This window comes from Undibacterium sp. KW1, assembly GCF_009937955.1.
Lineage (GTDB): Bacteria > Pseudomonadota > Gammaproteobacteria > Burkholderiales > Burkholderiaceae_D > Undibacterium.
Map to the genome: position 1 here is coordinate 3964022 of NZ_AP018439.1, position 13582 is coordinate 3977603.

Here is a 13582-nt window from a genome sequence, read left to right on the forward strand (position 1 = left end):
AGAAGGCTTAATCCTTGCTGCGGAATTCTGCTGATGCTGTGCGTGATCTGATACTTTCAGGCAATTCAGAAAACGCCCTGCGATTCTGGCCATAGCTGGTTTTGCCACTGGTGGTCTTGCTGATGCCCATGGGACCAACAAAACGCAGATGGGTAATCGCAATTTCTGCTGGTGCTACTGCCAGCCTGATCTGGTTGGCGAGTTTTTCGAGTTCTGCACCCAGGGTCTGCTCAGCCGTGTCTGCAAACCAGCCGCGCGCAGTGCGTGCCAGCTCGCAGATGACGATAATGCTTTCACTTTTTGCGCTCGCATCATCATAAGAAAAAACGGCAACATCCTCAATCCCGGCGACTGCATTCTGTATCAATGCTTCCACATCATGAGGATATATATTGCGGCCATTCACAATCATTAACTCTTTGCTGCGCCCGGTCACATACAGTTGCCCATCAACAATGGCACCTATGTCACCTGTCACCAGATAGCGCGACTGAGGCTGGTCAGCGAACTGTGCATGGAAAGTCAGCTGGCTTTGCTCAGGATTATTGAAGTAAGTCTCAGGCACACTGGGGCCAGTGATCCAGATTTCACCTATCTTGCCATCGACCAGTCTGAGCTTGCTGACCGAGTCGGCAATGGCTATGCGCTCAGGGTCGGCATGTCCGCTGGCGACCAGTAGGCGGCTGTCTTCTTCATTCAGCGGTGCACCTATATTGCCCTGCTCCAGACCCAGTACTGAAACAGAGCGTATGACAGGGTCATGGTTGCCGGTGGCAAACAGCGTGGTTTCTGCCAGGCCATAACAGGTCAGCATATTCGTATTGGAATAACCTGCCTGGGCAAAGCGTTGCTCGAATTTTTGCAGAGTGATGGCGCGTATCGGTTCTGCACCGTTGTAGGCTGTCTTCCAGGCTTGCAGGCGCAAGTCTGTTATATCGGCATCGGCCACCCGATCAGCACAAAGCTGATAGGCAAAATTGGGGCCACCGGACATGACTTTACGGCCATCATCTTGTGCCGATATCAGTTGCAACCAGCGCACCGGTCGTTTGATAAAGGCTGACGGTGCCATGCTGACACCGGGTATGCCGCCATACAGTGGCGTCAGCAAACCTCCTATCAAACCCATGTCATGATAATGCGGCAGCCAGTTGACCATGACAAACTCGGGATCAACCTTGAAGTCTTTCTGTATGAGTGCCAGGTTGGCTGCCAGGTTGGCATGACTGACCAGTACTCCCTTGGGCAGGCTACTGGAACCTGAGGTGTACTGGATGAAGGCATGTTCCTGTGCCTTGTACCTCGCCATGCTGCGCCCCTCGCCCAATACCTTCAACTGTATGGTGCTGAGTATATGCATGCGATCCAAAGCCGGGCTGGAGGCAAATACATCCTGTAATCGCAACACTTCACTCTCGCTGGTCAGCGTCATCGTCGCGCCGCAATTGCTGACGATGGCTTCGAGTATATGTGCTTCGCGTCCGCGTCTTGGCATGGCGATGGGAATAGCGATGACGCCCGCCATCTGACAGGCGAGAAAGGCCTGTATGAAATCCAGCCCGGGTGAAAACGCCAGTATCATCATGCGCGGATGATCTTCAGGCCAGCTCAGTTGCAACAGGCCACGGGCTATGCATTCACTGGCCGCATCCAGTTCTGCACGGCTCAGATGCTCTGCCAGGTCTTGCGAACGTTCTGGCACCCAGGACATGGCTGCTGCATGCGCATCAATGTCGAGGTCGGCACGGAATTTCTCTAACAGGCTCAGTGTCATGGCTTCAAATCAGCTTCCAGTTGAAATAATTCTGCCAGCGCGACAATAGCGGCACGCTTGCGTTCTTCGAGATGCCACATGTGATAGATGATGATATTGTTTGTCTCGTAGCGCTCCTGTATCGCGAGTAACTGGTCGCGGCAGGACGCAGGCGTGCCACAGATATTGACGCGCATAGTGCTACCTATCCAGCTTTCTACCTGCTGCTTTTGAGCCTGGGCAATCTCTTCGGTATCAGCACAGACACAACTGAGAGCGATGGCTATTTCTGCCTTGTCTGTATTGCCCTGATATTCGCCATACTGGCGTTGATAGGCAGCGGTGATGGCAGCATCCTGTGTACTGGCTCTGTGAAATAGCGAGTAGGCATAGCTGGCTGCCGACTTTGCTGCCAGTTCTGCCGTGCCAAAGCCTGAACCCATGATCCATAATGGTGGTCTTTCAGCAAAGCATGGTGTGGCTGCGTGCGCAAAGCGGTGCCCTTCAGGGAAATCACCATCGAGATAGCGCTTCAAATCCGCCAGCTTTTCAGCAAACTGTTTGGTGATAACAGCGGGTGGCTCATCAGTACCTGTCAAAGCGGCCAGTGCAACAGGATCAGCAGGCACGCCGCCACAAACTCCCAGCACGACACGGCCACCTGACAAGGCAGATAGGCCCCGATAATTTTCAGCCACAGCCAGCGGGCTATACAGCGGCAGTAATACTGCTGCCGAACCCAGGCCTATACGTTGCGTCGCTTGTGCCAGCGCTGCCAGCATCATTTCCGGCGCGGCCCAGGAGAAATGGGATTCGTGGTGTTCGGCCAGCCACAGTCGCTCATAACCCAGTTGGTCGGCCAGTTTCGCCATCCTGAAGGTTTGCGCCAATACATCTGCACCATTCTGGCCGGGGGCAATAATGCCCAGATCCAGCAGTGATAAGCTCAAGCTACTCATGCTGCCGCCTTTGCACAAATGGTGGAAGGATCAGGATCAACCGCACTATAGGTATTCCAGAACAACACGCGCCGCCCATGCAGGGTGGACTTGCGGAACATCGCCAGTGTCTTGGAGATATAGGTGGTCTCGGTGCGGAAGTTGCTGGCTTCTGCCACTTCTTGGGCGGCTGCGTCGGCATCTGCATTGCTTTGCCCGTAACCTGGTGCGGCAAAGTCATCAACCCAGAGTATGTCGCCAAACTGTGGCTCTTTGGTATAACCAGCTTCGCGCAACAAGGCCAGGGTTTTCATTGCCAGCTTTTTCATTTTTCCTGGCCCCGTGATCATCATGGGCACCATGCGCACCGCCACCACACGTATCGGCAAACCTGCCATCGCCAGGCCCAGCCAGACGCCGGATGCGGTAGCGCAAGTACCGGTGGGGACGACGATGTCATCTATCATGGGCAGCTCACCACTTTTGATGGCAGCCGCAATTTCCAGAGCGCCTTCGATGACGCCCAGCACGCCTATGGGATGATGAGAGCCTGGCGGTATCCAGTAAGGGCGCTGCCCCTGATGGCGGGAGTAACGTATGCGCAGAAAAGCCATGGGCACGTCGAGGAAGCGTTCACAGCGCAGGAATTCCATCCCCAATGCTGGCAACAGGCGCTTGTTCAACCCGGCCTCATGTACATTTGGCTGCGGTGTCAGCAAGGCGCGTGCATGCAGGCCATGGATACGGGCAAAGGTGGCAGTCGCCAATACCTGATGGCTGCCAAGTGGCCCCATGGTGGCGACACTGGTCGCGCCTTTGGCTATCGCATCGCCAAAGAAATATTCGAGATTCCTGACCTTGCTGCCGCCATAGATGGGGGAACTAAGGTCATCGCGCTTGACCCATAACTCCTGTAGCTTCCAGCGTGCTGCCAGGGTGGTTTCTTGGCTGATGGGAGTCGGCCTTTGTACCAGATCGACAGGTTTATACATGGCATCCAGGCCAGGCACCATTTCGGTAAGTAGTCGGGCTGTCATCATGCATGCTCCGCCGGATTGAGCATGGCCGGGCTTAAATATTGAAACTCTTCCACCAGTGCGCTGAAACAGCCAGACTCGCTGCGATCCAGATAGGCTTGCAGGCGTGGCTCCAGTTCAGGATAGGTGCGTAACTTTTGCAAGAGTGCAGGCACGACTCTTTGCAGGCAGGCCAGCATGAGTAAGGAAGGATTGCGGTATTCCGCCTCTACATCAGCCACTGGCCCCAGCATGAAGTGGCGCACGGTTTTACTGAGGTCAGCAAAGGCAGCCATCAGCATTTCCATGAAAGCGGCATCGCTCCTGACTTCAACCATAGGGATGATGGAACCCAGATCAACAAAGCCACCATCGATGACGGCGTTTTGCATTTCCAGGCAATGGCCTATGCCTATGTGTTCTGTGCGTCCAGGCAAGAAACCCAGGGCCAGCATGCGGGCAACCAGGTCTATCCAGCGATCGACCACCTGTTCCGGCGTCAGTCCATAGCCTGCAGTCAGGCTGCTCAGTCTTTGCAGCCAGGGCGTATTACCAAGCTTTTTCAATTCCACAGGCAAATGCGCAACGCGTAAAGGCAGGCTGGGGTAGTGATAGATGATCGCCGCCACCCCATCTGCGGATGAAGTTTCGACTATGCGCATGGCCCGTTCTGACAACAGGCTACGCAAGGCAGCGAGATGACTGTCGCGTGCGGATGCGGGCCACTGTATTACCAGCAAGGGTGTAGGTATGCTGGCAAGATTTCCAAAACGTTTTAAATGCGCCTGCTGCAACATGCAGGCTGCCTTCGCATCTTCCACTGCTTCATAGGCGCTGATGGCCAGCGGGATTTTTTGTTCAACCAGGGCAAAATGCTCAGTCGCAGAAAATAGCGACTTACCGCGTACGGGATAATCAATACGGAATTGCGCCAATACCGCCAGGTGCTGGTCAAGGTCATGTGCATACACTTCCGTCCCCTTGTGCGCCAGCACACCAGCCCCAGTGTCCTGGTAAAAAGCCCGCAAGTGGCGATAAGGCCGCTGATATGCGCCAGACTGAAAGGGATTGATACCATGGGCACAAGGCAGTTCCTGGCGCAGTGCTGCCAACCGCATATCAAGATCGGGTAAAATCACTGACAGGGCTGCATGCAGATCAGCCGCTACTGTTGTCACATCCCACAAAACCCGTCCTACTTTGTGGGCAGTAATACTTGCTTGCTCTGTCATCGCATCTTTCATGATGATGTTAATCATAGTATTACCCCTGGCTTGCGCAATTCCTTGAGTCTTTGCAAGCCACTCTTGCGCAAATCACGTTTTGCCGCTTCCTGGCGTTCTGTACCATCGAGTGACAACATGCTGGCCAGACTGGCATAGCTGATGCTTGCGTCAGCGGCGACCTGGCCCAGCACGGCGATAAATTCTCGTTGTATGCTTTGCGCAGTTGCTACGGTAAATAGTTCGGTACTGAATTCCAGTGTGGCACGCAATTGTGGCTCATCAATGACAGTCAGCAGCAAATCGTATTTTGCGGTATCGGTATGCAAATCGACTGCCTGTATCTGGAAGTGCTTATTATCCAGTTCCGCCAGCGGTGCATTTTGCAGGACAAACTTGTGCTGGAACAGCGGCATGCCACCGGCATCCCGTGGCGGGTTCAGTTCTTGCACCAGCAAGTCAAATGGCAGGTGCTGGTTGAAATACGCTTGCAAGCTGGTTTGTCTGACCTTGCCCAGCATGTCGGCAAAGCTGTTGCAATCAGAAAAATTACTGCGCAAGACCAGTTGATTGACGAAGAAACCCTGAATTTTTTCAGCCAGCGGATGATCCCTGCCAGCGATATCACTGCCAACAACGATATCTTCCTGGCCAGACCTGTGACGCAGGACGACATGAAAAGCCGTCAACAAGAGCATGAACAGGGTAGTTGAATGCTGACGTGCGACACGGCGCAAATCATCGGACAGTTTGGCATCAAGCCAGAAGCTGATGCGTGTACCAGCATGGCTGCTGTTTACAGGACGCGGGAAATCGGTCGGCAAATTCAGGCGTGGCAAGGCAGCCAGTTGCTGTTTCCAGTACTGCATTTCCTTATCCAGATATTGTTCCTGCACCTGCTGTTCCCACCAGTGGCTGAAGTCTGCATATTGCAATGCAGGTTCTGTAAATGCCTGGATGCGGTTCACTTCAGCGGCATAGGCCTGCAAGAGTTCTTGCGCAAACAGGGCAATCGCCCAGCCATCGGTGGCGATATGGTGTATCAGTATCAGCACATAGGCTTGCTGGTCGCCATTGAGCAAGAGGCTCAGGCGTACCGGCCTTTCATTTTCCAGATCCAAGGCCTGGCTGGCCAGTTGTTTGAGCCTGGCATTGGCCTGCGTTTCATCCAGATTTTCTTTAACTATATCTTCGACATGAATTGCCAGGCTAGCCTCATCAGTCACAGCCTGCATGACAGCGCCCTGCCCTTGCTTTTGTATACGCAGGTTGAGTATTTCATGACGCGCCACCACTTGCTGTACCGCGCGCTGGAAAGCAGCCTGGTCCAGATTGCCATCCAGCCGTGCTGCCAGTGCGACATTGTAGTTGGCGCTGGCTGGTTCCATCTTGTGCAAAAACCACAGGCGCGATTGCGCACGTGACAAAGGCAAACCCTGAGTGCGATTCAATGTGGGCAAAGTCACCGCCTGTGCTTGCGCATGACCGCTCAATAATTCGCGCACTGCTGCTGCCAGAGTTTGCAATGTCGTATATTCAAATATCAGGCGCAAAGGCAGGTCCACCGCGAAGGCTGCCCGCAGTCTTGCCATGACGGCAGTGGCCCGCAATGAATGTCCACCCAGGGCAAAGAAATCATCCGTGCCATGCACGCCTGGCACGGACAATACTTCTGACCAGGCTGCAGCGATGATGTCTTGCACAGCATCAGCGCCTGCCTGCTGCGCTGCATGTGCATTGCGCTCAGGCAGTGGCAGGTTTTTCCTGTCCACCTTGCCGTTGACAGACACTGGCACACTATCAAGCTGCAAAAAGTGCGAGGGCAACATGCTGGCTGGCAGTTGCGCTTGCAGATGCAGGCGTAATTCCTCAGCCCCCAGGTTCTGGCCAGGATGCAGGACGTAGTAGGCAATCAATTCCTTATCGGATTTGCCCGAGGCCGGGCCAGCTTCATTGTGGTCATGCACTATGCAGATCGCATCACGTATCGCTGCATGCCTGCTCATGGCGATTTCTATTTCACCCAGCTCTATGCGAAAACCGCGTATCTTGACCTGGTTATCAAGCCGGCCCAGGAATTCCATGACGCCATCAGGATAAAACCGCGCACGGTCACCGGTCTTGTACATACGTGCATCTTTTTGATCTGGCCTGGCATGGGGATCATGCAGGAAGCGTTCTGCCGTCAACTCAGGCTGGCCAACATAGCCTTCGGCCAGGCAATCACCGCCTATATACAAGTCGCCGGGCAGGCCCACAGGCAATGGCTGCAAGTCTGCATCAAGTATGTAGTAGCGGGCATTTTGTATCGGTCTGCCATAAGGAACGCTGACCCAGTCTGGCTGTAGCTCTCCAACGATATGGTAATTCGACCAGATGGTTGCCTCAGTCGCACCACCGAGGGCAACGACGCAGACACCGGGGAAAGCGGCTTTCATACGGTCTGGCAGGGCCAGCGGTATCCAGTCGCCACTGAGGAAAATCAGGCGCAACCTGGAAGTCGCTGAGCGCTGCGGCAATAATGATTCCAGTTGCCACAAGGCTGCCGGGGCTGAATCCCAGAAGCTGATATTTTCTGATTCTATTATTTTCAGCAAACGTTCAGGGTCTGCAATCTCGGCCTCACTAGCTATCCTGACGACAGCACCTGCGGCCAATATGCCAAAGATGTCATACACCGACAAATCAAATGCGGGTGAAGTGACGAACAAGAGCTTGTCTTGTGCGCCTATGTCAAATGTGTGGTTCACCCACTCTATGAGATTGATGGCTTTTTGATGCAAGACCAGTACGCCCTTGGGCTTGCCGGTGGAACCAGACGTAAAGATCACATAAGCCGGGTCTTGCGGACGGGCCTGATTTTGCAAGGCTGCGATTGGCAGAGTCGTTGTCTGGTCAACACAGACGACCTGTAATTGCCGCTCGTTTGCCAGAGCCTGCGTGCTGTCTATCAGACTGCTGACCGTCAATATGCTGCGTACTGGCAAGCTGTCAAAAATCGCCATGACGCGGGCGGCAGGCAGTTGCGGTTCAATAGGCACATAATGGTGGCCGCTGGCGACTACGGCCAGCAGGGCAATGAGCATTTCGCGGTCACGCGTGAGCCTGACGGCGACTGGTGAATTTGCGCTCAATCCCAGGGCATTGATGGCATGCACCACCTGACTGACCCTGTCTTGCAAACTCGCATAGCTCATGCTTCCTTGCGCGTCGATGAGGGCTGTTGCACCCGGCGTGCGTGCTGCCTGGTCTATGAAAATACTCGCCAGCGTGGCCGTAGTGTCATATGCGCAGGCAGTGTCATTCCATTGCTGTAATTGCAGTTCACGCTGCTCTACCGTCAGCAAATGCACATCCCTCACCGGCTGCTCGCTATTCGCATGTGCCAGTTGCTGCAACAAGAAGCGATATTGATCTAGCATGGCTTGCGCTGTTGCAGGTTCTATACGCGCAGTATCTACCAGCAAGCGTAAGTGCAGGCCATCATCTTTGGGCTCGACAATCAGGGTCAGTGGATAATTCGATTCTTCCTGCAAATGGTAATCAATAATGCTGGCATTACCTAGTTGATTACCCTGCACTGCCAGCGGGTAATTTTCATAGACGACGATAGTGTCAAACAATGCCTGGCACGATGGTAGTTCACTCCATTCGGCAATGCGGCTAAGGCTGCTGTGTTCATGTTCACGCGATGCGGCCAGGTGCCTGTGCACATCAGTCAGCAGACTGGCAATGCTGTGGTCTGCGCCATGTTTGATGCGTAGCGGAATGGTATTGATGAACAGGCCTACCATCTGCTCTACCCCATCCAGTTCAGCAGGGCGGCCAGAAGTGGTGACACCAAACAGCACATCCTTGCTGTCTGCATATCTGGACAAAAGCAAACCCCAGCAAGCCATAATGGCGCTGACAGTGGTCACTCCGGTTTTTTGCGACAGGGTTGATAATGCACTAAAGTCATCAGCAACCAGCAGGCTTTCAAAAGCCAGGACTTTTGCAACGGTTCCGGTACTGCGTTTCAGCACTGGCAAACTGGTCGCTTGCTCTAAGCCATGCAGGGCATGACGCCAGTAATCTTCCGCCGCCAGGTTATCGCGTTTGCCCAGCCATTGCAAAAACTCTGTATACGGGCGTTCGGCTGACAGGTTGACAGGCTTGCCCTGCAATAAATCAGCATACACTTGCGCTACTGAAGCCAACACCAGGCCAGATGCCCAGCCATCGAGTATCAGGTGATGATGACTCCAGACCATCTCCCATTCGTGTTCAGCCCAGCGTAGGATGTTGACGCGCATCAGCGGCGCGCTATCCAGTGCAAAGCCTTGCTGACTGTCTGCCTGCAAGAATTGCTGGCGCAAGGCATCATGTTCTTGCTTTGGTGAATGCCTGTAATCGACGACTTTGAATGGCAGGACGATTGCAGCCTGCAATTGCTGGCGAGGCTGGTCTCCCGTCCACAGGAAGCGCATGCGCAAGGCGCAGTGATGGGCGATGACAGTTTCCCAGGCTTGCTGCAATTTTGCTGTATCCAGCTCACCTTGCAGGCGTACCTGCAATTGCTGGAAATAAGCAGCACTGGCTGGTTCACGCAAATGGTGAAACAGCATGCCTTGTTGCATGGCCGTCAGGGGAAAAACCATTTCCATATTTGTTCCAGCCCTCATCAATGTTTATGTAATCAATGTTTATTTAGCAAAAACAAGTTTTTCATTCCTATCTACAGACCTAGCATGGGCAAGAGTATCTGCCGCCCCAGGCCATGCAAGCGTTCGACTTCCTTCAATTCCTGATCCAGGGCTGCTACTACCGCATTGACTCTTGGTGTCTCCATCATCGACATATGGTCGCCGACAATATCTCGCACTTTGACAAAGCAGAGCTTGTCCCAGCCCAGGTGTTTTTCTTCAGAGTTGTAATGCACTGCCGCTTCACGTATCGCCTCCGGCAAAGCCTGTGTGGCTTTCATGAGCAGGGTGCGTCGTGGCAGAGGGCCAGCGGCATAGCGGCCTATCACTGTCACATTTTTTTCAAACACATGGAACAAACGCGCGATTTCTTTTTCATCGGCATGCGGTGGCACATAATCAGCTTCGCGCGCCAGTTCCAGCAGGCGCTGCAAGGCAGTATCAAAAGGAAGACCAGATAAATCTGGGCAGGCGATGTCTGCCTTGTGCGCGATCAGGCGCGAGATGGAGCGCAATAAACGTTCACGCGGCGGCGCAGATTCCGCCAGTGGCGCAATCTGGCTGTCTATCAGGCACAGGAAGGCAATTTCATAACCGCGCGCCAGGGCCTGTCTTGCCATTTCATAAGCGATGATGCCACCCGAGGACCAGCCTGCCAGCAAATAGCGCTGATCCTTGACCAGCGGGGCAATCTTGTCCAGATACAGGCTGGCCAGTTCTTCCACGCTTGTATAAGTTGCTACCCCCATGAGGCCAGGGTCTTGCAGGGCGATCACTGGCCGGTCTGTCGTCAAACCACTGGCGAGGTCGCGATAACACAAGACACTGCCGCCGGTAGGGTGTACCAGTACGATGGGCGTGTGCTGGGGATTGCCTGCACGTATGGGTATCACGACAGGATCAAGTTGCAGGCTCTCATTGCGCAAGAGTTCTGCCTGGGCAGCAATGGTGGGTGCAGAAAAAAGCGAAGTCAGCGGCAGTCTGTGGGCAAATTCTTTTTCTATCTCGGCCATCAGACGCACGGCCAGCAGGGAATGCCCACCGAGATCAAAGAAATTGCTGGTAATGCCGACCTGGGATACATGCAAGACGCTTTCCCAGATACGTTCCAGGCGCATTTCCAGTGTATCGCGCGGTGCCTGTGAGATGGCGGTATTCGATGGCCGCAGCTTCAGCAAGGCCTTGTTATCGACCTTGCCGTTGGGCATGAAGGGGAAGGCATCAATCGGTATCAGCCAGTTTGGCAGCATATAGTCAGGCAGAGCAGCGGCCAATTTCTCCTTGATGCTGGCGACTGTCACACTGGCTCCTGGCTTGAGCGTATAGAAGCATAGTAACTGGTCTATGTTTGCGGCATCCCTATCGACTACCACAGCAGCCATCAGCACCTCAGACTGTGCGGCAACAATGGTTTCTATCTCGCCCAGTTCTATGCGGTAACCGCGCAGCTTGACTTGCCGGTCTGCACGGCCAAAACAATCAAGTTTGCCGTCCATGCGCCAGGCACCAAGGTCGCCGGTGCGGCACATGCGTTCGCCATGCACGAATGGATCGCTGACGAAACGCTCTGCTGTCAAGGCTTCACGCAGGTAGTAGCCTTGCGCCAGACTGGCACCTGCCACATGCAGCTCACCGCGCACACCAATTGGTTGTACTTGCAAGTATTCATCGAGGACATAGATGTGGGTATTGTCTATGGGCTTGCCGATGGCAACCACCACGTCATCCATGCTGACTTTTTCATAGACGACTTGCACCGTGGCCTCGGTAGGGCCATACAGGTTGATGCACTCTGCACAAGTTGGTAAAGCCACTAAGACCTGGCGCGCCAGTTCAGCATCCAGCACTTCGCCACCACAACACAAGCGACGCAGGCGCAGGCATTTGGCAAATTCAGGCTGCCCTACCATCATGCGCAACATGCTGGGCACGAGTTGCAGCACGCTGATATCAAAATCCTGCAGGGTCTGCAACAAGGCTTCCGGGTCTCTTTCGACGCCAGGGGCAGCCAGCACCAGTCTGGCACCTGCCATCAATGGCGCAAATACTTCCCAGACTGAGGCATCGAAGCTGATGGCAGTTTTTTGCAAAACTGCATCGTCTGCATCCAGCGGTAAATCCCTGAGCATCCATTGCATGTGATTGGCCAACGCGCCATGGGTTACCGCGACAGCCTTGGGCTGGCCGGTCGACCCCGAGGTATAAATCAGATATGCCAGATCGGTGGTACGCAAGACAGGAAATTGCGGGGCTGCTGCATCTTCAAGTGCGGGCAATGTATCAACCGTGATCAGCCTTATTTTTTCCAGCAAACCCGCGAAGACAGCCTGCTGTTTGAATTGAGCAGCAATAGCTGCACTGGTCAGCAATACGCTGACTCCACTATCCTGCAACATGAAGGCAATGCGCTCTTCTGGATAGGCAGTGTCCAGCGGCAAATAAGCCGCACCAGCCACCTGTATCGCCAGCATACTGGCTATCATATCTACACTGCGGTCCAGCAATACCGCCACGACCCTGGCCTTGGTTTCATCCTGTTGTCTGGCCAGCAATACATGTTGGGCCAGTTCTGCTATGCGCTGTGAGCAAGTCTGACCACTCAATTGTGTCAGTGGACTTTGTATGAATATTTGTTCGGGGTGCTTTGCCAGGCAAGCAAGAATGTCCTGCACTGGTGCCTGCCATGGCTCTGCAATCGGCACCAGCGGCCCGGCAAAATCATGCATTATCTGCTGCCGTTCATTGGGGCCTAGCAGTGTCAATTGATCTATCTGTGTCTCAGGACTGGCGACTATGGATGCCAGCAGGGTCAGCAATTCTTCTTCCAAATTGTGCATGCAGGCAGAGTCGCAGACTGCCATGTCGTAATCAACATACAGTTGCAACTGGCCTGTTGCATCTGCATAAGCCGACAACACCAGCAAGCAATCATCTGTCCAGGCGAAAGGTGCATCTGCTGTTATCAGCTTGCCTGTGCTCGCCTGCTGCCAGCAAAAACCTGCCGCCAGGCCCTGTTTGCTATCCAGCGGTGCGATATAGTCTTGCAGCGCGGAGGCTTCATCAATCGCGGTGCTATATGTCTTCAGCAATGACATGAAGCTGGCATGCGGATTAATCACAGTATGCAGCGGGATAAAGCGCGCCATAGGCCCCATGGCCGCCGCCATTTCTTCATAGGCACGGCCATTGGCCTGATAAGCCACGGCAGGTGACTGCGGATATAATCTGTATAACAATACGGCCCAAGCGAGATAAAGCAAATGTGCAACTGGCAACTGGTTTTTTTCAGCCAGCGCATTGAGGGTGGCAGACAAATCTGCTGATAATGCCAGAGGCTGACGCTTGACATAGGGTGTAGCCTGGCGTTGCCTGCGCATGAAAGGCCAGTCTGGCAGATTGCCCGCTACCAAACTGTTAGCTGCGTCCCAGACTGGCAACTGCACATCCTGAGGCTCTGCCAGCATATCGTGCTGCCACTGAGCCAGACTGGTGAAGGGCAGGTCTTCATCCGCAAATTTTATAACATGCTGCGCGGCGCACCATGCTGCATCGGCCAGCTTTTCTTCCACTTCAGTCAATATCAGCAAAGCCGTCTGCGCATCGGCACACAAGGCAGATAACCCTAGCCGGTAATGACTGTCATTGAGTTTTTGCAGACAGGCGCGCTGGTTTTCATGGATAGCAGCCAGCTGTGGTGGGGCTATTTGCGTGGACGCTAATGTTTCAGCAGGTGCCTGCACAGGTAACTGCATGCCAGGCAATACCCCAAACTCCATGCGCAGGATTTCATGCCTGGCCAGTACATGGTCAAAGGCAAGGCACAATAGTGCTTCATCCACGCCAGCGCAATGAAAGTCAACGCTGACCAGATAAGTCTGCTGACCATCTCTTTGCGCCAGTTGCCACAGCCTTTGCTGAACTGGTGACAATGAAAAACCACTTTTCAGTTTGCCGCTCACTTGCGTGT

At 54.0% G+C, this 13582-nt stretch carries 6 protein-coding genes; all 6 read right to left on the minus strand.

Annotated elements, in window-relative coordinates:
• Positions 1 to 7: 7 nt before the first annotated feature.
• Complete coding sequence (locus UNDKW_RS17735; RefSeq protein ID WP_162059758.1) at positions 8 to 1774, minus strand: fatty acyl-AMP ligase; 1767 nt, start codon at positions 1772 to 1774, stop codon at positions 8 to 10.
• Complete coding sequence (locus UNDKW_RS17740) at positions 1771 to 2712, minus strand: MsnO8 family LLM class oxidoreductase (RefSeq protein WP_162059759.1); 942 nt, start codon at positions 2710 to 2712, stop codon at positions 1771 to 1773. Before UNDKW_RS17740 ends, UNDKW_RS17735 begins: the two co-directional genes overlap by 4 nt.
• Positions 2709 to 3731, minus strand: coding sequence for a 1-aminocyclopropane-1-carboxylate deaminase/D-cysteine desulfhydrase (locus UNDKW_RS17745; RefSeq protein WP_232063029.1), 1023 nt, complete (start codon positions 3729 to 3731; stop codon positions 2709 to 2711). The genes UNDKW_RS17740 and UNDKW_RS17745 overlap by 4 nt, the downstream gene beginning before the upstream one ends.
• Positions 3728 to 4966 carry a hypothetical protein gene (locus tag UNDKW_RS17750; protein ID WP_162059761.1) on the minus strand — a complete coding sequence of 413 codons (1239 nt, stop codon included), beginning with the start codon at positions 4964 to 4966 and terminating at the stop codon, positions 3728 to 3730. The genes UNDKW_RS17745 and UNDKW_RS17750 overlap by 4 nt, the downstream gene beginning before the upstream one ends.
• Positions 4963 to 9576, minus strand: coding sequence for a non-ribosomal peptide synthetase (locus UNDKW_RS17755; RefSeq protein ID WP_162059762.1), 4614 nt, complete (start codon positions 9574 to 9576; stop codon positions 4963 to 4965). The genes UNDKW_RS17750 and UNDKW_RS17755 overlap by 4 nt, the downstream gene beginning before the upstream one ends.
• Positions 9577 to 9647: 71 nt before the next feature.
• Complete coding sequence (locus UNDKW_RS17760; protein ID WP_162059763.1) at positions 9648 to 13574, minus strand: amino acid adenylation domain-containing protein; 3927 nt, start codon at positions 13572 to 13574, stop codon at positions 9648 to 9650.
• Positions 13575 to 13582: the final 8 nt, after the last annotated feature.

Coding starts and splice junctions, on each gene's coding strand:
- UNDKW_RS17735 (WP_162059758.1), bottom strand. CDS start 1,774: ATGACACTGAGCCTGTTAGAGAAATTCCGTGCCGACCTCGACATTGAT.
- UNDKW_RS17755 (WP_162059762.1), bottom strand. CDS start 9,576: ATGGAAATGGTTTTTCCCCTGACGGCCATGCAACAAGGCATGCTGTTT.
- UNDKW_RS17745 (WP_232063029.1), bottom strand. CDS start 3,731: ATGATGACAGCCCGACTACTTACCGAAATGGTGCCTGGCCTGGATGCC.
- UNDKW_RS17750 (WP_162059761.1), bottom strand. CDS start 4,966: ATGATTAACATCATCATGAAAGATGCGATGACAGAGCAAGCAAGTATT.
- UNDKW_RS17740 (WP_162059759.1), bottom strand. CDS start 2,712: ATGAGTAGCTTGAGCTTATCACTGCTGGATCTGGGCATTATTGCCCCC.